Here is a 22,415-nt window from a genome sequence, read left to right on the forward strand (position 1 = left end):
TATACAAAATTTATTCGTTTTATTTTGAAAAGCATTGAAAATGCGACAATTTCCCTGTTCAAAGGCGGTGAAATCAATCGCATTTTCGCAAATTTAGTAATAAACAGATGCAAAAAAATTTCTTTTTCACTTCAACGCGTAAAATCGTTGACAAGTGACTTGTTCTATTCTACAATAATTTCTAGTTTCATTTTTTTACTATACTACTTATGAAAGAGAGCGTAATTGCTATGAATACACCGATTAATCATCTTACCGCCGGTTTCATCGGACTCGGTCTGATCGGCGGCTCTATCGCCAGAGGTTTGAAACGCAGTGCCCCGGATATTCAGATCATGGCTTATATGCGGACCCGCGAAAAATTGGAACAGGCACATGCAGACGGCATTGTTGACCTGATTCTGGACGGCGTGGACGAGCATTTAAGCGAGTGCGACATCATTTTCCTGTGCACACCGGTTGAATTTAATGAATCCTATCTGCGCCAGATCCGACCGTTCTTAAAGGAAGGCGCGATTGTGACTGACGTCGGAAGCACCAAGACCAGCATTCATGAGACCGTTGCCGCGCTTGGCATGGAAAGCTGCTTCGTCGGCGGACACCCGATGGCTGGCTCGGAAAAGACCGGCTACGAGAGTTCAACCGACCATTTGCTGGAAAATGCATACTATATCATTACCCCGACACCGCACACCCCAGCTTCCCACACTGACCGTATGGTGGATGTGGCAAAGGCGATCGGTGCGCTGCCCCTGGTGCTGGATTACCATCGTCATGATTTCATTGTCGCGGCGATCAGCCATCTGCCGCACCTCATCGCCTCCAGCCTGGTCAACCTGGTACACGACTGCGACAGCGAGGATCAGATGATGAAACGGCTGGCTGCCGGAGGTTTCAAGGATATCACCCGTATTGCCTCCTCTTCTCCGGTCATGTGGGAACAGATCTGCATGACGAACACAGGCAATATCACTGAGGTGCTGGATCGCTACATTGATTCCCTGACGACATTGCGGGAAGAACTGTCCGACCACCAGTCCAGAGCCATCTACCAGCTGTTTGAGTCCTCCCGCGACTACCGGAATTCGTTTGCAGAAACTCCAAAAGGATCGATACAGCCGGAATACACCTTCTCCGCCGACGTGGTGGACGAGCCAGGTGCTATCTCCATCATTTCCTCGATCCTCTCTGGTAAAGGAATCAGTATCAAAAATATTGGCATCAGCCACAACCGTGAGCATGGCGAGGGCGCGCTGCGGATCAGCTTCTACGACAAGGCTTCGATGGAAGCGGCGTGGGCGCGTTTGAAGAAATACAATTACACGCTGTTCGCGTAGACTGCAATGTATGTTTCAAACTTAACTTTCAACATTAATGTTTAGGCAGGTACAACTATGAACTCAATGAAATTTACCCATACATCTTCTCTCCGGGGCGAACTGACCGTTCCGGGAGACAAGTCCATCTCCCACCGCAGCGTCATGTTCGGCGCTCTTGCGGACGGACTGACCGAAATCCACGGCTTCCTGCAGGGCGCAGACTGTCTCTCCACGATCTCCTGTTTTTCCAAAATGGGAATCTCGATCGAAAATCAGGGCGAGACCGTTCTCGTCCACGGACGTGGACTGCACGGGCTGACTGCCCCAGACTCCGTTTTAGACTGCGGCAACAGCGGCACCACAACGCGCCTGATCTCCGGCATTCTCTCGGCCCAGAAATTTGACACAACACTGACCGGCGACGCTTCCATCCAGAAACGTCCGATGAAGCGCATCATCGATCCTCTCTCTCAGATGGGCGCAAAGATCGAGAGTGTCAATGGAAATGGCTGCGCGCCGCTCCATATCACCGGCTCACCGCTGCACGGCATCCATTATAATTCTCCGGTTGCCTCCGCCCAGGTCAAATCCTCGATTCTGCTGGCAGGTCTGTATGCCGACGGAGAAACCCGCGTGACCGAACCGTACATCTCCCGCGATCACAGTGAACGGATGCTGTCCGCATTCGGCGCAGACATCCACACAGAAGGAACCACCGCGATTTTACAGCCGGCAAAACAGCTCTATGGACAGAAAATTCAGGTTCCGGGCGATATCTCCTCCGCTGCCTTTTTTATCGCAGCCGGACTCATCGTACCGGATTCAGAAATCTTAATTAAAAATGTCGGTATCAACCCGACCCGCGACGGCATCCTGCGCGTCTGCAAGGCGATGAACGCGGACATCGAACTTCTCAATGTAAACACCGCCTCCGGCGAACCGACCGCCGACCTGCTCGTCCGCTCCGGTAAGCTGACTGGAACCGCGATCGAGGGTGCGATCATCCCGACTCTCATCGACGAGCTTCCGGTGATCGCTGCGATGGCGTGCTATGCCGAGGGAACCACCGTCATACGCGATGCCGCGGAACTGAAGGTAAAAGAGTCAAACCGCATTGCTGTCATGGTAGAGAATTTAACCGCTATGGGCGCGGATGTGACCGAGACCGAAGATGGCATGATCATCCACGGAGGCAAGCCGCTGCACGGTGCTGTGATCGACAGCAAGAAGGATCACCGCATCGCCATGACCTTCGCCGTTGCCGCACTCGGCGCTTCCGGCGAGACCGAAATTCTGGATGCAGACTGCGTGAACATCTCCTATCCGGGATTCTATGGGGATCTGAAACGGCTGTGTAAATAAAATGTGACTATGCATATTTGAGACAAAAAGGGCAGGAAAAGCTTCAAATCGCTTTCCTGCCCTTTTCTTTTGTCCTACTGCCCATATTTCGCAAAATACCGATCCAGCACCTGTCTTGCGATCGGCGCAGCGACCGCACCGCCGGAACCGGACTCTTCTGCCAGCACGCAGATCGCCACCTTCGGCTTGTCCGCCGGAGCGAAACCGACAAACCAGGAATGTGTCTCCTTACCTGTCTCAAACTCGGCGGAACCGGTTTTTCCGGCCACCGTATAGGATGCCCCCCGCATCGCGGAACCTGTACCAATCTCGACCACCTGGCTCATGAGATGTGTCAGAAACTGTGCGTCATTCGCAGACATCAGGGCTCCATAGGCGGACGGAAGGAACTTCTTGACCGTCTGACCACCCACATTTTCAACATGATCGATCATATATGGCTTCATCAGCGTGCCGCCGTTGGCGATCGCCGATACGATCATCAGGTTATGCAGCGGCGTAATCTGGGTTTTTCCCTGTCCGATCGCGGTCTGAAGCTTTTCCCAGTCATCCGAACTGCCGTCGAGCGAAAACGTGCTCTGGTTGTACGGAAGTGTGTACGGAAGCTCCGAATTAAAGAGCATCTGATTTGCCAGCGCCCGGAATTTTTCTGAATTAATCTGCATTCCAATCTCCGCAAACGCACCGTTGCAGGAATTGGCAAATGCCTGAATCAGGTTCTGCGCCCCGTGTGCCGTCCCGTGGTAACATTTAATCGTATAATCGCCATTCTGGTAAGAGCCATTACAATTATACACATAGTCCTGCCAGGTATTCGGGTTCTCTTTCATATATTCCAGCACCGTCAGCATCTTGAACGTCGATCCCGGCGGATATAAGCCCTGCGTCGCGCGGTTGACTAACTGCGCCTTCGTATTGTCCGGCGATATCAACTCTGCCCAGCGCTCATCGACGAGATTCGCATTGAAATTCGGCTGGGAAACCATCGTTAAAATCTTTCCCGTATCCGGTTCCATGACGATCACCGCGCCCCGGTGTTTTCCGATCGCGTCGGATGCCGTCTGCTGCAGATCCACATCGAGCGTCGTAATCACATTGTCGCCCAGATTTTTCTTCCCCTGAAATTCATTGATCGTTTTCTCAATCAGATTCACATGGGAGGAAAGCAGGTAGAAATTCGCCAGCGACTCCAGACCTGTTTTTCCATTTTTGCCGGAATATCCGACCGAATGGACAAACAGATAATCATACGGATAATAGCGTTTCTCGCTTCCATCACTTGCAACGTTCGTCTGCGCCAGCACCGTTTTATCATTGCTCATAATCGAACCGCGGGTCACCCGGTCTGAGAGGAGATCGAGCCTCGCATTATAAGAGCTGCCGATCACATTTTCACTCTTAAACTGGATAAACCAGCCAAAATAAACGGCCATCGCGATAAAGAGCGCCGCAATCCCATAGGTCAGCCACAGAATATGACGGTTTGAACGCGCTCTCGCATTTTCAGTTCTTTCCATTTCATCCTTCTGCCTCATCAAACTGCTGCTCCTCCTCTTCTTCCTCATTCCGTTTCAGGACATATAGTCCCTGTATCACGCCAAACAGGATAAATGTGCTGAGAATCGAACTGCCTCCGTAGCTGACAAGTGGCAGCGTCACACCGGTGGACGGGATAAACTTGGTCACGCCGCCGATCGTCAGGAACACCTGCACCACATACTCAATTCCCAGACCAAACGCGATCAGCTTGTAAAATAATGCCTGCATCCGGGTCGCAATCAGCATGAACTGCATGAAGCAGCCCAGACAGATCAGGAGAATACAGAGCGCATAGATGCCGCCCAGCTCCTCCGAGATCGCCGCAAAAATGAAGTCCTTCTCGACAACCGGTATCTTCTTCGGCATCCCCTGGTAAAGTCCCATGCCAAACCAGCCGCCTGTGCCGATCGCAAAGAGCGCCTGCGTAACCTGATATCCTTTTCCTGCGATGTCACTCCACGGATCCTGCCATGCTTCCACGCGGACACGCACATGCGAAAACAGCTTATACGCCAGCATCGCAGCCGCACAGCCGCTTCCAAGACCGCCAGCCAGATACAGCCAGTTGGAGGTTGCAATAAACAGCATCAGGACATAGGCGAGGAAAAAAATCAGCGCACTTCCCAGATCCTTGGATAACACCAGAATCAACACGTGCGCCGCCGCCACGCCGGTCGTGATCGCCACATTTTTAAACTCCGTTGAGCGGTAAAACATCGTCGCCACGAAGAATACAAAGCTGATCTTAACAAACTCGGACGGCTGGAACGAAAATCCGCCGATACTGATCGAAAGCTGCGCGCCGAAGCTGGTATTGCCGATCACACAGACAACCAGCAGCAGCGCCAGACCTATCAGGCCGTACACCCACGGTATCTTAGCGAGCTGCCAGGTTCTATCTATCACATATGGTATAATCATTGTGATAATCGCCGCAACTGCCATGATGATAAACTGGCGGACCGCCTTGTCCATCGAGATGCGCGTCAGCATGATAAAACTGGTGCACAGAAGCATACACGTGTTGTTCAGCAACAGTCTCGACGCATTCCGGTAAAACAGCCGGTATAAGAGCTGGTACAGGACAAAAAAGACAAGCTGCGCGCCGAAAAACAGCACAACTGCCTCATCCTCGGTTTGTAGATAAATGATCGTACCCGACAGAAGAAATATCAAAAACAGCGGTACATTCTGCAGACGACAGAGCCGGAGTTTCGACTCGTCATCCGGCAGTGAAAAAAAGCGGAAATTGTAATATGTATAAATCAGTATCAGCAATATCATCAGATACCTGGACATCGTTGTCACAAGATTTATCATGGTGATCCTCCTTTTCATGTGTACCCGGAAGATTCCCGGTACACACGCTACTCTACGCCCCTCTTAAAATGACCTCTTGTAAATTCGCCCTCCAGCTCCACCGGTTCCTGATGGAGGAAGGTCTTCACGTAGGCATCCAGCACTTCCCCGGTCTGTGCCGCACTCTCCGACGTAAATGCCAGACGCAGCACCTCCGGCTGCAGGCGGTCTATCTGCTTTTTATCCTTCAAAAGCGACAGGGGGCTGGAATTGTAGATCGTATTGCAGCAGAAACGGCACTGGTTCCTTACCGGAAATACCTTCTTTTTGCGATCCCGCAGATACAGATATTCCGGACATTTACTGCATCCTTCCACTGTTTTCCGGATGCACTGGGCGGTTACCATGACCGGGATCGAACCATATACGAGAAGTTCCCGTTCCCGGCTGTCGCGCGCCTCCAACTCCCGGCTGTTGAGCTCGACCGGAAGGGTAAAACGCATCGAAAGCTCCGGCGCCATCTCCCGCACAAAATCCTCCGCCCGGTGATTCATCGTATAAATACCATAATCCATCACAAGCGGGATGGAAATCTTCCACTCGCGCACCAGTTCCAGCTCTTCCCATGCCCGGATGACAAGACCGTCAAATCCCGCCGATTCCAGCCTGGAACGATGTGTTTCAAAATATTCCTTTGCCCGATCGCGGAAAATATGCGGCATTACCAAAAGACACTGCTTGTCTGCCTCATGGCAGCGCGATACCCATTCGTTCCACTGTTCGACGCCAAATTCAGCACTATCCAGATAGATGGCTCCGACTTCCGGTACGGATAACGCCACTTTTAACTGTGCCGGGTGTTCGACCGAAACGTGGATGTGGTACAGAGCTGTTTTATTCCCTTTTTTATTCTCAAACAGCATTTTCTGGCTCTGTACAGGTAAACCCGCTGTGAGTTCAACGTCCTGAGCCGGGCTGGTTTTTTCTGATTCCGAACCTGTCTGGTTATTTTCTTCCAGATTCTTTTCTTCCGGATTTTGCCACCCTTTTCCTGTCCCGCACGCCCTATTTTCCGGTATCTCCCGGCGGTATGGACGCAGTATCTCCTCGGTCAGTTGCTCAAACGCAGAGCGGCGGAGTTCATTTAACTCCTGCACCGGCACAAAGGGGCTGCCGCCTGTCTCCACTTCCAGATTTTCAAAATAATACGGCGTATTTCCCGTTTTTCCGAGCTGTTTCTCAATCCGTTCCTTGCTCATCGGCTGTTTCACTGCCGTCTGGACAACTGCTCCGATTCCGCCTGCCATCCGGCTTTCTCCCGTCAGCGGATCTTCGTATTGAAGCGTCAGCTGCAGCGGTTCGCCTTCACAGACACGCGCAAACCCCTGAACCGGTTCTTTCACCTCTGCTTCCACATACGTTTTGTTCAGATACTGGTAAAGTTCCCGGTTTTCCTGGCGGAATGCCGGTTTCTCATGGCAGACCACCATATCGCGTCCATTGTGCTCGGTATAATAGCCTAACGTCTGACCGCCGCGGTCAAACAGATCCAGCAGCTCCTTCCGGTCTTTCGGGTCAACCCGGTAACCTTTTCTGCCATTCTTTAAATATAAATCTACATATTTCCGGTACAGGCGCACCACGCCTGCCGTATAGCGCGGACTCTTCATGCGCCCCTCGATTTTCAAGGAATAAACGCCTGCTTCCAGAATATCCGGCAAAATATCCAGCGTACAAAGATCCTTGAGACTGAGCACATACTTGGAATCACCCGGATTTAACACGCCATTTTCTTTCTTTTTGTTTTTGTTTTCATTCGGGTTGTTCTCATCCAGCCGCCGAAGGACATCAAACGGAAGCCGGCAGGTCTGAGCGCATCGTCCCCGGTTGCCGCTCCTGCCGCCGATCAGGCTGCTGAACAGGCATTGTCCCGAATAACAGTAACAGAGAGCCCCGTGAACAAAGCTCTCTATCTCCACGCCCGTCTCCTGATAAATGCGGCGTATCTCTTCCAATGAAAGTTCACGCGCTGTAACGATGCGGACCGCGCCCATTCTCGTCATAAGCGCCGCGCCCTCCGGTCCGGTAATCGTCATCTGTGTGCTCGCATGAACCGGCAAATCCGGAAAATGCTCCCGGATATAAGAAAATACCCCCATGTCCTGCACGATCACGGCATCCAGTCCCGCCTGGTAATACGGAAGCAGATAGTCGTATAAGTCATCCATCTCGTCTTCCTTTACCAGCGTATTGACCGTCATATAAAGCTGGCGCCCATGCAGATGCACGTAGTTGATCGCTTCCAGCATCCCCATTTCATCCGGATTTTCCGCATATGCCCTGGCTCCGAAACGGCTGCCGCCCATATAGACTGCGTCCGCCCCCGCTGCCACCGCCGCTTTCATGCTATCGAAGGAACCCGCCGGTGCCAGAATTTCCACCTTTTTTTTCATATCATTTCACCCATTATAACCGCAGAATTGCATCTTTCAGTTCCACCGTTCCCTGTCTCTTGGGAAATGGCTTCCGCTTCATATATGCCTCCACCTGTGCCTGACGGACAGCTGCCAGTTCCTCACGTGCTGCCCCTGCCTCCTGGAGGCTCTCTTCCAGATCTTTCTTTATCGTCTGTTTTTCCTGCTCCAGCTGGCTCAGCTGCTCTTTTACACTTTGTTTTTCCTGTTCCGTCTGCATCAGACGTGCTTTCAGCTGCGATTTTTCCGTCTGCACAGCTGTCGCCGCCTGTCTTGCTTCTTCAAGCTGTTGTTTGAGAATCTCCAGCTTGTCCTGCAAAGAAGCGATTTCACTCTGGGATGACTCGACCGCCAGACGCTGATCTTCTGCCTCCTGCTTCCAAACCTCTGCTTCTCCACGGAAATCGTTTGCTTCCTTCTTTGCATCCGCAATCTGTTCCAATGCCTCTTTCTTTGCAGCTTCTGCCTGCTCCCGGGCTGTCTGCTCCGCCCTGGCAGCGCGATCCTGGGCTGCTTTTTCCGCGGATTCCACGCGCTCCTGTACCTCTCTCTTCGCACGTTCAATCTGCTCCTGCGCTTCTTTTCTTGCAGACTCAACCTGTTCCTGTGCTGTTTTCTTCACAGCCTCGATCTGTCCCTGCGTTTCTTTTCTTGCAGACTCAACCTGTTCCTGTGCTGTTTTCTTCACAGCCTCGATCTGCCCCTGCGCTTCTTTTCTTGCAGACTCAACCTGTTCCTGTGCTGTTTTCTTCACAGCCTCGATCTGCTCCTGCGCTTCTTTTTTCACACGCTCAATCTGCGCCTGTACCTCATTTTTAGCAGCTTCCGCCTGCTCAGCTGCCTCTTTTGCCGCCTTCTTTGCTGTCTCCAGTTCTTCCTCGCTGACGGTGCGCTCATTGCGGAGACTCTCGAGTTTCATCTGGGTGCTGACCATCTCATGTTTCAGACGATATGTCTCTTTTTCCATGCTCTCTTTGTCGGATGCAAGTGCCTTCGCACTCTCTTTTTCTTTAAAATAATCATCCGCCAGATTCAGATAAGTCATAATACTCTGGTAGTCTTCCGGCATTTTCAAAAATCCCGGCTGCGCCTTGAGCTGGAAAATCTTCCCATTCAGATACGTGGCAATCTGCTGTACATATCCTTCCGTCTCACTGCCGCCCAGGCTATACACTTTTCCATCAATTAATACATCTATATACTGTTTTGCCATCGCATTCTCTTCTTTCTATCTATAATAAATATGGTTCGACGTTGTCACGTCACCCACACAGAAATACCACCTTCAAATCAATCAAATATCAAATCTCAGAAATACCGTTTTTTGCTTGATTCCAGGCATACCCGAGATGCCGATACGCTGCTTCGGTCGCCATCCGCCCACGCGGAGTCCGGTTGAGCAGACCGTTCATCAGAAGATATGGCTCATACACATCTTCCAGTGTCCCAGCATCCTCGCCCAGCGCTGCCGCCAGCGTCTCCAGTCCGACCGGACCGCCGGAAAACTTGTCGATAATCATATGTAAGATCGCACGGTCGTTGTTGTCAAGTCCCAGCTTGTCCACATCAAGGATATCCAGTGCAAAATCCGCGACTTCTTTCGTAATCACGCCGTTGTACTTGACCTGTGCAAAGTCCCTCACACGTTTTAACAGACGGTTTGCCAGACGCGGCGTTCCTCTCGAACGTCTCGCAATCTCATAGGCGCCCGTCTTATCAATCTCCACATTCAGAACTCCCGCCGTCCGCAGGACAATCGTCTGCAGCTCTTCAGGCGTATAAAAATCCATCTTCTGCACGATGCCGAAGCGGTCGCGCAGCGGCGCCGTCAGAAGCCCCGCGCGTGTCGTCGCGCCTACCAGCGTAAATTTCGGCAGATCCAGACGAATCGAGCGCGCCGTCGAATCTTTTCCCAACATGATATCGATCGCATAGTCTTCCATCGCCGGATAAAGCACCTCTTCCACCTGGCGGTTTAAGCGGTGAATCTCATCCACAAAGAGGACGTCTCCCTCCTGGAGCCCGTTGAGAATCGCCGCAATCTCCCCTGGTTTCTCGATTGCCGGACCGGAAGTAACCTTCATACGGGTTCCCATCTCATTGGCGATAATGCCGCTAAGTGTCGTCTTTCCCAGTCCCGGCGGTCCATAGAAAAGAACATGGTCAAGCGCCTCGCCGCGGGATTTCGCCGCATGGATAAATACCTTTAACGTCGATTTGATCCGCTCCTGACCGATATATTCGTCTAAGGTCTGCGGGCGGAGACTTCCCTCAATCCGCTTATCCTCCTCCGTCACCTCGGTTGTAATCGTCCTTCTGCTCATACTTGTTTCCTGTCTTTCCTGTTTTTCTCTCTCATTCAATTAAGCCATGACAGTTCCATTTTCTCATATCTGCCACACATTCCAAATTTTCATCTGACGCACAAGCACCACTATTTTTTATGATCCAGCAATTTCGAATGTCCGACACATAGGTTGTTTTACAAAAACGCCAGATATTTCAGTGATGCCTTCAATACCGCCTCGGAATCCATCTCTTCCGTCACATTGGCGCTCTTGACCGCCTTCACCGCCTCGGCATTCGTATATCCCAGCGCCACCAGCGCCTCCACGGCTTCCTTCGCCGCATTGCCTGAAAGCCCGTTTCCCGCAGCCGGCGAAACCGCCGCACTGCCATCTAACAGCGGTGTCAGCAGATCCTCTGCCTGTACTTTATCCTTCAAATCGAGAATGATCCGCTGTGCCGTCTTTGCCCCAACGCCCGGTGCACGGGAGATCGCCTTCGCATCCCCAGTCATAACCGCAAGACGCAGATCCTCCGGACGCAGCGCCGACAAGATGCCAAGTGCCCCCTTCGGACCAATGCCGTTGACCCCCAGAAGCTGGCGGAACATCTCCAGATCCGAACGGCTTAAAAAGCCGTACAGGCTCATATCATCCTCCCGCACCTGCAGGTGCGTATATATCTTTACCTCTTCCCCGAGCGGCGGTAAAACTTCCAGCACCGACATCGGGACAAAAATCCCGATCCCCATCATGCCGGACTCGACCACGATACGGTCCTTTGCTTTCTCCGCCAGGATGCCTTTTACATACGAAATCACGGTAAATTCCTTTCTTTTCTCACTGGTTCAAGATCTGGTTCAAACTAAAAAAAGAACGCTTCAAAATGCCTCCAAATCTTCTTTTCAGTATACCATAGCACAGTTTTCATTGCAAGGAAAGTGCGGAATTTCGAACATATATTCTGCCCGGTTGATTGAATTTCATTTTTACACATTATCGGGAACCTATAAATGAAAAAGCTTTTCAATTGTAATATCAATGATTACAGTCAAAAAGCCTTTCCTTATCTTTTATTTACTTGTTATGCTTAGATAAACTATGTAATATTTCCTGATTACACCTATATAATTCATCAAATAGCTTTCTAAACGGCTTGTATAACTCATGCCTCTCTAAATCCGGCTTATAAATACATTTCTTTTGGATTACTTGGCGCAAATCTGAAAAACCTTGGTAGAATCCGACTCCAATCGCTGCCATCAGTGCATCTCCATAAGCTGCCCCTATGTCTTCCTTTGGTGTTTCCAACGATACTCCTGATATATCCGCCACCATCTGCATCCAAACTGCGTTTTTCGTTCCTCCCCCCGCCGCTGCAATCCGTTTTACAGGCAAACCATTTTCACGGAATATGTCAATATGCTGTGCAACTGAATACCCAATTCCTTCCAGTGCCGAGCGATACAAATGCCTTTTTGTATGGCTCAATGAAAGTCCCACAATCATTCCTCTTGCGTCCGGATCATTCAGCGGTGTCCTTTCTCCCGCAAAGTAGGGTAAAGTTATCAAACCATCCGATCCGGGTGCAATCTCAGAAATTCCTTTCATCATTTCTTCATATGCATTCAATCCTGCTGTTTTTTCCTTTTCCAAGCATTCAGAAAATAACTGTTCCAAATACCATTTTTGAAGTGTGCCTCCATTATTAGTTCCTGCTGCTACACTATAAGTTTCTGGAATTAAAAATGGATTTCCGCGCACTCGCTCATCCTGAATCAGCCGATCTGCACAACAATAGAAAAATAAGGACGATCCAAACTGTACCATCAGATCGCCTGGTGCAAGTACTCCTACACTGATTGCCTCAGCTGCTGAATCTCCAGTTCCAGTAATAACTGGCGTTCCTTCTTTGAGTCCTGTCTCCTTAGCTGCCTGCTTTGTTACCGTTCCACAAATATGGGTAACCGGCATTCCTTCTGCCAACTGCTCCGGCATACAAATCGGTTTACACATTTCTTTATGGATGCTCCCATCCGGATAATACAGCGGACGAAATGAAGCCATCCCCAAAAATGTATCTATTACATATTTTCCAGTTAGTTTAAATGTTAGATAAGAAGAACCTGTCAAAAACTTGTGTGTGCGTCTATATACCTCTGGTTCATGATTTTTTATCCATAAAATTTTAGCAGACACATCTCCACTGCAAATTGGACGTCCAAATAGTTTTTTTACTTTTTCTGTGCCATAATACTGTGAGAGATACTCCATTTCTTCCACGCAACGTGCATCAATACCATATAAAATTGCTTTTCGTAAAGGATGCCCATCCTTATCAACTGGAAGGCAATCTGCTCCCAATGTGCTTCCCCCTACACAAGCAATTTTTTCTGGTTCTACACCACTCTGCTGTAAGAGCATTTTTGACAAAATGCAAAAATCATTCCACCATACCTTATCCGCGTCCTGCTCATAATAACCAGGTTCTGGATTTTCCATTCCGTGATGAGTAACTGCCCGACTTACCACCTTTCCAGACTCATCTGTTAGAACTCCTTTACTTGAATATGTACCAACGTCAATTCCTAAAAAATAATGCAACGTCTATACGCCTTCTTTCATTGTACAGCGATACGCCTTAACTACATCCATAAACTCCATGACTCTCTGTTTTTCAACAAAGTTCTCAAATTTACCATCTTTCTTAAAAGCAGTCCCTACACAAGCGCCATCACATTCACTAAGTTTTTCAACCACATTTTCCTTCGTACACCCTGTATTACAGAAAACAGGAACAAATCCAGAAACTGCCTTGACCCTGCGTACCAAACTTGAATCCGTTTCCTGACCAGCACTACTTCCAGAAACACACAGACCATCTGGAAAGCAATGAAAAATCATGGATTTTGTTATTTTTTCCAGACTTCTCTCTGCTAGATATACATCCGACTCTGGATTTACCTTATATAGCAATTTCATTTTATCTAGTCCAAGTGCTTTTTTTCTACGCAAGACTTCTGGAATATTCGTATCTGTAATTCCATTTTCACCTATATAGGCACCCGTAAATGTACTTCTTACAAAATCTGCCTCGACTGCCGCTGCCAAATCGATCGTCGCCAATGGATTAGAAACAATATTGACACCAAATGGAACTTTTATCTCTTTTTTTAATTCTCCCACAATCCGTCCCATCGCTGCCACAGTTACGTAGGAAACCTTTTTTTCATACGGAAGGCTGAATTCATTGGCAATCAAAATTCCATCTACTCCTCCCTCCTGGAGCGCCTGAAGCTCTCTGGCTGCATTTTTAATTACCTCTCCCATCGTTGCATCTTTTTCATACAGAGGATCCCCCGGCAGCGCCCGCAAATGCAACAGTGCAATGATCGGTTTTTTTACATGAAATAATTCATCTGTCCACATATTCTTTCTCTCCTCTATTCCATGTACATTCTCAAATTCTGCACATTTCTTTTGTCATAACGAAATGGATCCAGGTAATACGCCGGTGCTGTCAGTTCCTGCGTAAAATATCCCTCATATCCATTTTTTACCATGTCCTCTAAATCTTTTCTTAAGTTTCTCTTCCCTTCACCCCAGATGTAATGCCCATAGGGATCACAATCCTGAAAATGTGAATGTACAATGTTTTCCTTTCCAAAAACATCAAACCACTGCTGAATCGTTTCACCAGAAACCGACATTGCTGTCAAATCAATCATAACTTTAAAGCGCGGATGATCGACTAAATCAAATAACTGTTTCATTTGCCGCAAACTATACCCAATTCTTGATTCCTGCGGCCGTAAAGACTCTGCCACAATTGTCACGCCATTTTCCTCTGCGACCTCACAAAGTCTCTGATGCATCTCAGCTGCCCGTTTCAATCCATCCTCCTCCGCTTCATCCCAGTAACCCCATCCGGAATTTGCTTCTATCTTCTCTGCCCCCAGCGCAGCCCCCAGACGTATCCCATTTGCAAAAAATCCAAATGTTTTTTCTCTCAGTTCTGGTTCTTTTACACCAAATTGGTAACCAAACCGGCAATTCTGTGGTGTAAATACCGGACACTTCAAACCGTGTTCCTGTAATTTTTTACGGACTGGCTCTGGATCCTGATATTCCTTTGGATCCAGCCAAAGTCCTTGATGTCCTCCCAGCAATTCTACATTTTTGATTCCCAGTTCCTGCATACAATCCAGGAAATAATCCAACGTATATTGGCAATAATGAAGATTCAATACCGAAAGTTTATCAAAATCAACTATTTTCATTTTCGCTTCCTCCTCATACAATTACTCCATTAATCCATTATAAACGGTTCCAATTCACGCATATTCTGCCGATCGGCTGCAGCCGGATCCTCCAGGTAGCGTGCATCATTCAGTGCCAGGCTTAGCAATCCTTTATATTTGTACTGATCCAGACAAATCAATTGATCCTCTAACGGTCTCAAACCATCTCCCCATGCAAGGCATCCCTGCGGACGTCCATCCACAAAACGGATATGGTATATTTTGTCTCCAAATGCTTCAAACCAGTCTTTCATCGACTCTCCTGCCACTCCAGCACTCGTCAAATTCAGGGCAGCCTGTATCTGCGGCTCATTAACCGACTCCAAAAGTTTTTTTAGTTCTGGAAGCATATTAATAACCGTTGCGTCTTCTGGCCGTACTGTTTCCACTGCAAGAATAACCCCCTCTTCCGCAGCAGTTTTTGAAAGCCGACGCAAGGTTTGAACCGCACGTTCAAAAATACGTCTCGGATCTTCATTTCTTGCACCGCCGCAGCAATTGAGTACCATCACTTTCGCACCAGCTTCTGCCGCTGCACGGATTCCATTTTCAAAATATCCGATTGAATGCTTTCTTGCCGTCTCGTCATGACAGCAAAGTGCATAATTATAAATCGTACACTCCGGTGAAAAAGCTCCGATTGTCAATCCATAATCTGCTGCATTCTTTTTTAATTCAGCCGCATCCTCAAACCCATAATCATCTAGCAGGAAATGCGGTCTTGCACACCAAAACTCTATATTTTTTATTCCGAGAGCCTGCTGCGTTTTAAAGAAATAATCCAAAGTTCTGTATTTATAGTGCATATTCATTCCTGCAATCTGTTCCCGCCTTATCTTTATCATCCAGTTGTTCCTCCTCTCTATACACAAAGGCACTGCAAAAAACTTCGCTCTATCAGATTTCACAGTGCCCGCTTATTTACAGATTATATTTACATTTTTTGTCTTTCCCTAAGACTCACTTTCATCCCATACTTTACCTGGATGTTTATGCCACCATTTGAATACAACCGGGACAATGCAAAGCGCTGCCAGGTAAATCAAAATTGGTGTTACAGCTGCAATCCAGTTTCCCTGAACACAGGCAACCGGAACTGCCGCTAATGCAAAAATTTCAATAATTGACTCAATCGGTGTTACAATTGCTGCATCATCCAGTGTACAGCTCTTGTTCTCCGGATCTACAATTCTTAAAAGCGCCATGCCGATTGCTGTTACACCGGTCGAGTAACCATATACATAGATGCCTCTCTCAAACCACTCCTGTTTTAAGAGTCTCGGCGCAATCACTGTAAAGTGGAATACAACCCAGACAATTCCAAATAACATCAGCAGGCCAAACGGAACTGCGTACTCAATAACAACCGGAATCTTAATTGATGCCACACCGAAAAATACAAGGAAATCAGTTGCACAGCTTCCCATACGGGAAATGATGCGGTTATCTACATATTTATCGGCTTTTATTCCTTTTAATACAAAATGAAATACAATTGCTACCAGGAAGCCGACAGAGAAGCTCGGAACGCCAAGTCCGGTTGCTCCCTGAATTACATTTGTTAAAAGATATCCAATACCGGTTGGAATCAGAATCAGAAGAAGATGCCATGCCAGCGGATCAATTGCCATCGGTGAAACGGTTTCTTCGCCTAATACCGGGCGTTTTCCTTCTTCAATGAGTCCCGTGCGCATATCGTCAGGAAGCTGGCTGAAATCTTTTACAAACTTGGTATAGTTTCTTTTTGTTCCAAGTTTGATCAAAATAATTCCACCAAAAATACCGGTTAAAATACCCACCGTTGCACTTGTCATCGCCAGATCCGTTGCATCTTCCCATCCAAGTGTGCCGAGTGTCGCGCCAAGTGCTGCTGCTGTACCATGACCTCCCTGAAAGCCTGCAGGAATCAACATTCCAAATGCCGGATTTAAATCAGGAGCAAACATTTTCAGGACTACCATTGCAAAAATAATCGGCATTGCATACTGAAACGCCCAGCCAATATTGCGGAAGCAGTAGTAGCTGCCAATCCGATCAAAATTTGTTTTCCAGCCACCAGCTGAAAAATTAAAGCCCCTCAGCCCAATTGATACAAATACTGCAATAATCAGCAGACCTGCATAAGAACCAAACTGTGAAGAAAAACTGATAATTCCAAAACCATTCTGTCCTAACGCAAGCCCGATAAATCCAGCCAGCAGACTGACCGGAACAAACAGGCTCTGCAGAATCTTGATTTTTTCCCTCAGCATTTTCGCCACAAACAGGAAAATACCTGCCCACATGAAATCCACCAACATGGAATACGCATTAAACTCCATCTTTTGTCCTCCTCATTTCTTTTTTATGATGCTACTGCAATGCTATTTTTGCTTTTTCCCTAACCATACTCAATTCCACTTCTGTCATATCACAGTATTCGCTGTTTTCTGTTGTCGTCCCCGCATCCTGCACATATATCAGCTTTGTATCCTTCTGTGTGATCGTATTAAACCATGTTCCCTGCAAAACATTGTAAACTTTATTTGGCTCCATCGGAATTACATCAATCTTAAATGCATCATTCTCGCGGGACGCTGTCAAAAGAACTGCTTTTCCCTGAACCAGAATAAACTGCTCATCGGTTGCGTGATGCACTTCCAGATACTGAATCTTCTCAATATCATTATTAGGCTTCCAGTTTTTAATACATACGACCCATTTTTTATTGTCATATACACACTGAATACCTTCCCCTTCATACTCAAACACATCTGCTTTCATGACATTTCCTCCTACCTTCTTTTCAAATTCTTCTTGTTCCTGCAGGTTTCAAGCGAATTACTTCATGTCATGTCATTATAATACATCATATATCATTATATTGTCAATGCTAATTTGTCATTTTACATATTTTTTTTAGGGGGTCAGCCTCTCTCCCTATCATATTTTTATTACGTTTTCTTTTTTCATCACACACATCCATATCAATTTTCACAATTTTTTTCACTTGTCTGTTATCTTTTTCAGCAATTCTTTGATGCCAAACGTTCTGATTTTTTACTTACACTATGCTCACTCTAAATTAACTTACCCGTATAGACAAAACAGCGAGGTCTGCTCCATACGGTCAGGCCTCGCTGTCTGTCTAAGAAAATATTTAATTGGAGGATCTTTAGTATTCCACTTTCCACATATAACGTCTTTCATCCATAGAATGGCCACGCACTTCCGCCATCTGGGAAACATAGTATCTCTCAATCGGAATCATAACAACCGGATTAAAGAATTCTACGACGCTCTTATCGATTTTACCGCCATTTAATTTTTCAAAATCAATTACAATATAATTTTCCGCATAAGTACGCAGGAATTTTAAGCAGCGTTCATCCAATGCGCGGGTTCTTCCCTCACTCATCAGAAGGATCATCGGAAGCTTCTTATCCGTTGTTTCAAATGGACCATGGAAGTACTCACCCGTGTGCAGGCACACAGCATGCTTCCACTGCATCTCCATGAAATGACAGCAGCACATGGAATATGCAACTCCATAGTTTGAGCCAGATGCCAGCACGTAAAATACAGGTTCATCTTTATATTTTTCTGCCCAGGCTTTTGCATCCGCCAAAACATTTTTCTTGCCTTCTTCTATAATTTCATCAATGTAACGGTATGCTTCCATCGCCTTGTCATAATTCTCCCAGTTTTCAAACTGTTTTAACAGCTCAAAACCAATCCGAAGGGAGTTCGCCTGGTTAGAATCACTATATACCTGATCATCTCCATTTGAATATGTCACAATATACTGTCCAACTTTTGCCATACCTGTCTGCATATTTCCTGTCATAGCGATTGTCACTGCACCTGCAGCATTGGCTGTTTTTACTGCCTCCACGGTCTCAGGCGTTGCCTTTAATGAACAAATAACTGCGACGCATCGCTCATCCAGTTCTTTTGGGGTTGCATGAACAAACTCATTGCTTGTATATGTAGTAGCGCTAAAAGTTTTTGCCTCACTCTGAAGAAGGTACAGCCCTGGGAAAATAGCTGCCTTAGATCCGCCGCAAGCTACAAAATACACATGCTTTAATCCACCCAGTTTGTCCATCTTTTCTTTGATCTCTGCTACAATTTCTTTTACTGATTTTTCCATCTTTCTGATCTCCTTTTCTTTTTTTGTATCAATTATTTGTCAAAATGACTTTCCATGTCCAAAAGCCCCCTGAACCATACAGGTTTTCGAAGAAAACTCTGCCCCTGCTTCCAGTGCTTTCCTTATCTCTTTTTCATAAATGCTTTCTTTCATCTGTATGCCATACTTTTTCCGGCTCTCCAGAAACGAAAGCAGAAATGCCGTTGCAAATGAATCCCCTGCTCCCAGCGTATCTACTGCTTCAACCAGATGCGGCGGCTGCTCATAAAACTGCGTTCCATCAAATAGAACTGCTCCATAGCTTCCTCTTGTTGCAATTACCATTGGGCATCCAGCACGAAACATTTTCTTACAAATTTCTTCCGCATCCTCTCTCGAAACGGAACCACATGAAAGAAACGCATACGTAATATACGGAGCAACCTTTTTTACTCGTTCTTCATCGATCCACTGACCCGAAAAATCATACGATACAGAGATTCCCTGTTCTGCCAATTTAGGAAGCTGTTCATCAAAATAGCTATTATTGGTCGTGTGCACATGATCAAATGTTTTAATATACTCCAGATCTTCCACGTCCAGATTTAACGGATTTTCTTTTAATACGCCGCCTTTGTTGCTTCCGAGAAAGACACGGTCTCCGTCTACCAGCGTAACCCTCGCATAACCATTTTCTCCTTCATACTGACGGCACCGGCTGTGTTCTACCTGCAGCTCATCGAGTGTTGCTATCACATGTTCTGCAACCTCATCCCGTCCGAACACTCCCATATAAGCTGACTCTGCCCCCAGCATCCCTGCATAAACCGCAAAGTTTGCAGCCTGACCTCCCGGAAACATAAGCCTGAGATGTTCATATTTGTCGCACACATTGTCCCCAATTCCAATGACCCGCACTTTTTCATCTCCTTTGTATTGATTATATATCATTATATAATGTTATGATATCATATTATACTTATGTATGTATTTTGTCAAGTGATTTCTGCATTTTTTTACATCACTTTTTTCTAGGTACTGTTCACGCATACGTGCCCAGTAATGGAATTTCTATCATCTCCGTTTCCATGTTCCTGATAAAAAGAAAAGGCTGACTCCTGTTAGCGCAAATTTTTCTTGCTTCCTAACCTGAATCAGCCTTTTCTTTTCAATTAATTTACTCTATTTCTATTGTAGATTCACAGACATAAAATGAGCATTTTTCTCCATTAAACACCTGATGCCCTACATAAATGGGTTCCTTCTCAGCCGTATATGCCACACTTTTGATAAAAAGCATCGAAGTTCCTTTCGCCATCTGCAAAAGCTCTGCTTCCGCTGCTGTCGCCTTGCAAAGTTCAATCCATTTTTCTGAAATTGCCACTGCTGTATGAGAGTGTTCCTTCAAAAATGTAAACAATGAATTGTCCTCAAATCGTTCTTCCAGAAGAAATGCATATTTAAGTGGAAAATAGTTACGCTCAATCGCCATCGGCATACCATCCGCATAGCGGACTCTGGATATATAGATAACCTGGCTGCCTTTTTCCACATTCAAAAGCCGGGCTATCTTTTCACTCGCCGGTTCCAGCCTGTTTTCAAGCATACGTCCTCCGGCCTTCATTCCCATATGAGCACACATTTCCGAAAAACTCTGCAATTTTTTCATATCCTTAGTTACTTTGCGCTGGCAGACAAATGTTCCTTTTCCTTGTTTTTTTCTACAAGTCCTTTTTCCACCAATTCGCTGACTGCTTTTCGAACTGTAATGATACTGACTCCAAACGATTTTGCCATTTCACCTTCCGTTTGCAGCTTTTCTCCTGGTTTATATTCACCATTACTTATTTTTTGTTCAATTTTTTCTTTTAATTGGACATACAGAGGCACTGCGGCACTACTATTTAACATTCTCTTTCTCCCTGTTCCTAATAACATGAATGATATAACTCTTTATATAACAATATAAACTATATCTAAATAAAAAGCAATCCTACATTGATGCCAATGGAAAATCTACTTCCAGGACTATTCGAAAACTTGGCACCTTAAAAGAATTGCTGGTTGAACACGATCCTACAAGAGATGACGTTATGGCTTGGGCAAAAGAACAGGCCCGGATTGAAACAGACTATGAATTTATCACAAAACGAAAAAGCACCGCCGGAAAAGCTATATAGAATAAGCCTTTCTGCGGTGTTTTTCCAAACATTACTGTCAAAGACGGGAATATACCACCCTTTTCCAATTTTGTCAACGTCACTTTTGTCATTTTGCACAATAAGCAATTTTCTTTTTTGACAAGAAAAAGCATTTTTCACAGTTCTTTTTTACGAATCTTTCCGCTTTCAGTCTTTGGAAACTCCTTTAGAAATACAAATTCGCGTGGAATCTCATAATCTGCCAGTCTTTCTGCCAAAAATTCCCGAATCGCCATATTGATACAACCACTTTTTTCGCTGTCACTTCCGGCAATTTCTTCCCTTTCAGCTTCTTTCTCCCACACAATCCACACTTTCAGATAATCGCGCCCATGCTCATGGACTGCCTTCACTGCCGTCTCTGCCACTCCCGGAAATGTCCGCACCGCTTCTTCGACCCGGAGGGATGACACTTTTCTCCCATTTATGTTGCAGATATCATCATCCCGCCCATCAAAATAGAAGAGTCCCTCTGCATCTGTGTGACCGCAATCCCCAATCACCGCGTCATTTCCAATTCCAAGGATTCCATACCGCGTTTTTACATGAAAATGGTCGTTTTCAATCCAGACATCCACCTCTGGAAATGCACGGCCAACCAGCGTCGTATCTTCTTTCATCTCACTTCCACGGATATAGGTAATATAGTTCAGCTCGCTGGCGCCATAATACAATGTAATCTCCGCTTCGGGAAATGCCTTTTTAAACTGCACTGCCTCCGCACCGCCCATACTCTGGGAGCCGCTGACAAAAGAAATAATCCGGTAATTGACCGCCTGTTCCCGCTCATAGATACGCCGCAGCGCCCGCAGCTTGACCGGAATCAGATAGACGCTGGTCGCCTGTTCTGCCTCGATCATCCGCTTCCAGAGGCGCGGATCAAAGGAATCCGCCGCAACGACGCTTCCGCCGGACGCAAGCTGCGCCATATAAAGGTTCAGGTTGCCCGTAAACGCCAGGCTCCCCTGCATAAACGTAATGCTTCCCTCTCCCATTTTGAAAATCTTATTCTGAAGCTTAAAAAAATCGTGCCAGCTTTCAAAGGAGCGGAACAATACTTTCTGACGACCGGAGGTTCCCGACGTCATCACACCCATATATGCCCCTTCCGGAGGTGTCACGTCACGCAATTCATCGGAAATTTTTACATCGGACGGTGCAATCACCGGAACCGTATTTCCGTCTCCATATGCCAGAAACTGAATAAGCTGATGCGCGATCGTCGGTTCCTGGATCCAGTGGATGTGACGTTTTCCCTGTTTTTCTTCTATCTCTTTCGGATGTTTCCTTACACGTTCTGCCGCCTCGATGAGCTTCCCGAACGTATAGCGCTCTTTCTCCGTGATCAGGGCTTCCCACTCTGGCGGGTATGCCCGGAGCGCATCCAGATATGTATTTATACATTGTGTCTGTATTTCTTTCATGATTAATTCCTGTCTTTTACTTATTTTTATATAGAACTTTTTACCAATCTGAGCTTTTAAATTTACCACATTTACTTTTTATATCATTCAAACACTGTCT

The 22,415-nt window shown here is 46.7% G+C and carries 19 protein-coding genes; 2 read left to right on the forward strand and 17 right to left on the reverse strand.

The window, feature by feature from the left end:
• The first annotated feature begins 230 nt into the window (after nucleotides 1-230).
• Both DWY89_RS06370 and aroA read left to right on the forward strand, forming a co-directional pair.
• Nucleotides 231-1,337, forward strand: a complete 1,107-nt coding sequence (locus DWY89_RS06370) for a prephenate dehydrogenase (protein ID WP_118523852.1) — start codon at nucleotides 231-233, stop codon at nucleotides 1,335-1,337.
• Nucleotides 1,338-1,403: 66 nt separating this feature from the next.
• On the forward strand, nucleotides 1,404-2,681 hold the full coding sequence (gene aroA, locus DWY89_RS06375; protein ID WP_118524495.1) for a 3-phosphoshikimate 1-carboxyvinyltransferase: 1,278 nt from the start codon (nucleotides 1,404-1,406) through the stop codon (nucleotides 2,679-2,681).
• Between the two features lie 74 nt (nucleotides 2,682-2,755).
• On the opposite strand, the gene DWY89_RS06380 is transcribed toward aroA, so the two are convergent.
• The 17 genes from DWY89_RS06380 to DWY89_RS06455 form a co-directional block, all read right to left on the reverse strand.
• Complete coding sequence (locus DWY89_RS06380) at nucleotides 2,756-4,216, reverse strand: penicillin-binding transpeptidase domain-containing protein (RefSeq protein WP_118523853.1); 1,461 nt, start codon at nucleotides 4,214-4,216, stop codon at nucleotides 2,756-2,758.
• Nucleotides 4,200-5,540 (reverse strand): FtsW/RodA/SpoVE family cell cycle protein, encoded by a 1,341-nt coding sequence (locus DWY89_RS06385; RefSeq protein ID WP_118523854.1) that lies wholly within the window; start codon nucleotides 5,538-5,540, stop codon nucleotides 4,200-4,202. The genes DWY89_RS06380 and DWY89_RS06385 overlap by 17 nt, the downstream gene beginning before the upstream one ends.
• A gap of 47 nt (nucleotides 5,541-5,587) precedes the next feature.
• The gene (locus DWY89_RS06390; RefSeq protein ID WP_118523855.1) at nucleotides 5,588-7,972 is read right to left on the reverse strand and encodes a DUF3656 domain-containing protein; all 2,385 of its coding nucleotides are present in this window, start codon (nucleotides 7,970-7,972) and stop codon (nucleotides 5,588-5,590) included.
• A 13-nt stretch (nucleotides 7,973-7,985) separates the two neighbouring features.
• The gene (locus DWY89_RS14375) at nucleotides 7,986-9,206 is read right to left on the reverse strand and encodes a hypothetical protein (RefSeq protein WP_182434511.1); all 1,221 of its coding nucleotides are present in this window, start codon (nucleotides 9,204-9,206) and stop codon (nucleotides 7,986-7,988) included.
• A gap of 88 nt (nucleotides 9,207-9,294) precedes the next feature.
• A complete protein-coding gene (ruvB, locus tag DWY89_RS06400; RefSeq protein ID WP_107001650.1) occupies nucleotides 9,295-10,317 on the reverse strand; it encodes a Holliday junction branch migration DNA helicase RuvB in 1,023 nt (340 codons plus the stop codon).
• A 158-nt stretch (nucleotides 10,318-10,475) separates the two neighbouring features.
• Nucleotides 10,476-11,099 carry a Holliday junction branch migration protein RuvA gene (gene ruvA, locus DWY89_RS06405; protein ID WP_118524488.1) on the reverse strand — a complete coding sequence of 208 codons (624 nt, stop codon included), beginning with the start codon at nucleotides 11,097-11,099 and terminating at the stop codon, nucleotides 10,476-10,478.
• Between the two features lie 256 nt (nucleotides 11,100-11,355).
• On the reverse strand, nucleotides 11,356-12,882 hold the full coding sequence (locus DWY89_RS06410; protein ID WP_118523856.1) for an FGGY-family carbohydrate kinase: 1,527 nt from the start codon (nucleotides 12,880-12,882) through the stop codon (nucleotides 11,356-11,358).
• 3 nt (nucleotides 12,883-12,885) lie between these two features.
• A complete protein-coding gene (locus DWY89_RS06415) occupies nucleotides 12,886-13,707 on the reverse strand; it encodes a BtpA/SgcQ family protein (protein WP_107001653.1) in 822 nt (273 codons plus the stop codon).
• 14 nt (nucleotides 13,708-13,721) lie between these two features.
• Nucleotides 13,722-14,558 (reverse strand): sugar phosphate isomerase/epimerase family protein, encoded by an 837-nt coding sequence (locus DWY89_RS06420; protein ID WP_107001654.1) that lies wholly within the window; start codon nucleotides 14,556-14,558, stop codon nucleotides 13,722-13,724.
• A 29-nt stretch (nucleotides 14,559-14,587) separates the two neighbouring features.
• Nucleotides 14,588-15,424: a sugar phosphate isomerase/epimerase family protein gene (locus DWY89_RS06425; protein WP_022360182.1), complete on the reverse strand. Its 837-nt coding sequence runs from the start codon at nucleotides 15,422-15,424 to the stop codon at nucleotides 14,588-14,590.
• Nucleotides 15,425-15,532: 108 nt separating this feature from the next.
• Nucleotides 15,533-16,900, reverse strand: coding sequence for a sodium:glutamate symporter (locus DWY89_RS06430; RefSeq protein WP_118524489.1), 1,368 nt, complete (start codon nucleotides 16,898-16,900; stop codon nucleotides 15,533-15,535).
• A gap of 31 nt (nucleotides 16,901-16,931) precedes the next feature.
• Nucleotides 16,932-17,342 carry a cupin gene (locus DWY89_RS06435; protein ID WP_118523857.1) on the reverse strand — a complete coding sequence of 137 codons (411 nt, stop codon included), beginning with the start codon at nucleotides 17,340-17,342 and terminating at the stop codon, nucleotides 16,932-16,934.
• Nucleotides 17,343-17,733: 391 nt separating this feature from the next.
• Nucleotides 17,734-18,711, reverse strand: coding sequence for an SIS domain-containing protein (locus tag DWY89_RS06440; RefSeq protein WP_118523858.1), 978 nt, complete (start codon nucleotides 18,709-18,711; stop codon nucleotides 17,734-17,736).
• 39 nt (nucleotides 18,712-18,750) lie between these two features.
• Nucleotides 18,751-19,608 (reverse strand): fructoselysine 6-kinase, encoded by an 858-nt coding sequence (locus DWY89_RS06445; RefSeq protein ID WP_022360186.1) that lies wholly within the window; start codon nucleotides 19,606-19,608, stop codon nucleotides 18,751-18,753.
• A 259-nt stretch (nucleotides 19,609-19,867) separates the two neighbouring features.
• Entirely contained in the window at nucleotides 19,868-20,296 is a 429-nt protein-coding gene (locus tag DWY89_RS14595) for a UTRA domain-containing protein (RefSeq protein ID WP_243022764.1), read from the reverse strand.
• Nucleotides 20,297-20,367: 71 nt separating this feature from the next.
• Nucleotides 20,368-20,601 carry a GntR family transcriptional regulator gene (locus DWY89_RS14600; RefSeq protein ID WP_243022766.1) on the reverse strand — a complete coding sequence of 78 codons (234 nt, stop codon included), beginning with the start codon at nucleotides 20,599-20,601 and terminating at the stop codon, nucleotides 20,368-20,370.
• Nucleotides 20,602-21,007: 406 nt separating this feature from the next.
• Nucleotides 21,008-22,315 carry an AMP-binding protein gene (locus DWY89_RS06455; protein WP_118524490.1) on the reverse strand — a complete coding sequence of 436 codons (1,308 nt, stop codon included), beginning with the start codon at nucleotides 22,313-22,315 and terminating at the stop codon, nucleotides 21,008-21,010.
• Nucleotides 22,316-22,415 lie beyond the last annotated feature (100 nt).

Origin of the sequence: Clostridium sp. AF27-5AA (assembly GCF_003478415.1) — a bacterium.
Taxonomy (GTDB): Bacteria; Bacillota; Clostridia; order Lachnospirales; family Lachnospiraceae; genus Otoolea; species Otoolea fessa.

What these genes read in the sequence shown, in the direction of transcription:
- DWY89_RS06370 (WP_118523852.1), top strand. Translation starts at nt 231, where the DNA reads ATGAATACACCGATTAATCATCTTACCGCCGGTTTCATCGGACTCGGT.
- aroA (WP_118524495.1), top strand. Translation starts at nt 1,404, where the DNA reads ATGAAATTTACCCATACATCTTCTCTCCGGGGCGAACTGACCGTTCCG.
- DWY89_RS06380 (WP_118523853.1), bottom strand. Translation starts at nt 4,216, where the DNA reads ATGAGGCAGAAGGATGAAATGGAAAGAACTGAAAATGCGAGAGCGCGT.
- DWY89_RS06385 (WP_118523854.1), bottom strand. Translation starts at nt 5,540, where the DNA reads ATGATAAATCTTGTGACAACGATGTCCAGGTATCTGATGATATTGCTG.
- DWY89_RS06390 (WP_118523855.1), bottom strand. Translation starts at nt 7,972, where the DNA reads ATGAAAAAAAAGGTGGAAATTCTGGCACCGGCGGGTTCCTTCGATAGC.
- DWY89_RS14375 (WP_182434511.1), bottom strand. Translation starts at nt 9,206, where the DNA reads ATGGCAAAACAGTATATAGATGTATTAATTGATGGAAAAGTGTATAGC.
- ruvB (WP_107001650.1), bottom strand. Translation starts at nt 10,317, where the DNA reads ATGAGCAGAAGGACGATTACAACCGAGGTGACGGAGGAGGATAAGCGG.
- DWY89_RS06415 (WP_107001653.1), bottom strand. Translation starts at nt 13,707, where the DNA reads ATGTGGACAGATGAATTATTTCATGTAAAAAAACCGATCATTGCACTG.
- DWY89_RS06420 (WP_107001654.1), bottom strand. Translation starts at nt 14,558, where the DNA reads ATGAAAATAGTTGATTTTGATAAACTTTCGGTATTGAATCTTCATTAT.
- DWY89_RS06425 (WP_022360182.1), bottom strand. Translation starts at nt 15,424, where the DNA reads ATGATAAAGATAAGGCGGGAACAGATTGCAGGAATGAATATGCACTAT.
- DWY89_RS06430 (WP_118524489.1), bottom strand. Translation starts at nt 16,900, where the DNA reads ATGGAGTTTAATGCGTATTCCATGTTGGTGGATTTCATGTGGGCAGGT.
- DWY89_RS06435 (WP_118523857.1), bottom strand. Translation starts at nt 17,342, where the DNA reads ATGAAAGCAGATGTGTTTGAGTATGAAGGGGAAGGTATTCAGTGTGTA.
- DWY89_RS06440 (WP_118523858.1), bottom strand. Translation starts at nt 18,711, where the DNA reads ATGGAAAAATCAGTAAAAGAAATTGTAGCAGAGATCAAAGAAAAGATG.
- DWY89_RS14595 (WP_243022764.1), bottom strand. Translation starts at nt 20,296, where the DNA reads ATGCTTGAAAACAGGCTGGAACCGGCGAGTGAAAAGATAGCCCGGCTT.
- DWY89_RS14600 (WP_243022766.1), bottom strand. Translation starts at nt 20,601, where the DNA reads ATGTTAAATAGTAGTGCCGCAGTGCCTCTGTATGTCCAATTAAAAGAA.
- DWY89_RS06455 (WP_118524490.1), bottom strand. Translation starts at nt 22,315, where the DNA reads ATGAAAGAAATACAGACACAATGTATAAATACATATCTGGATGCGCTC.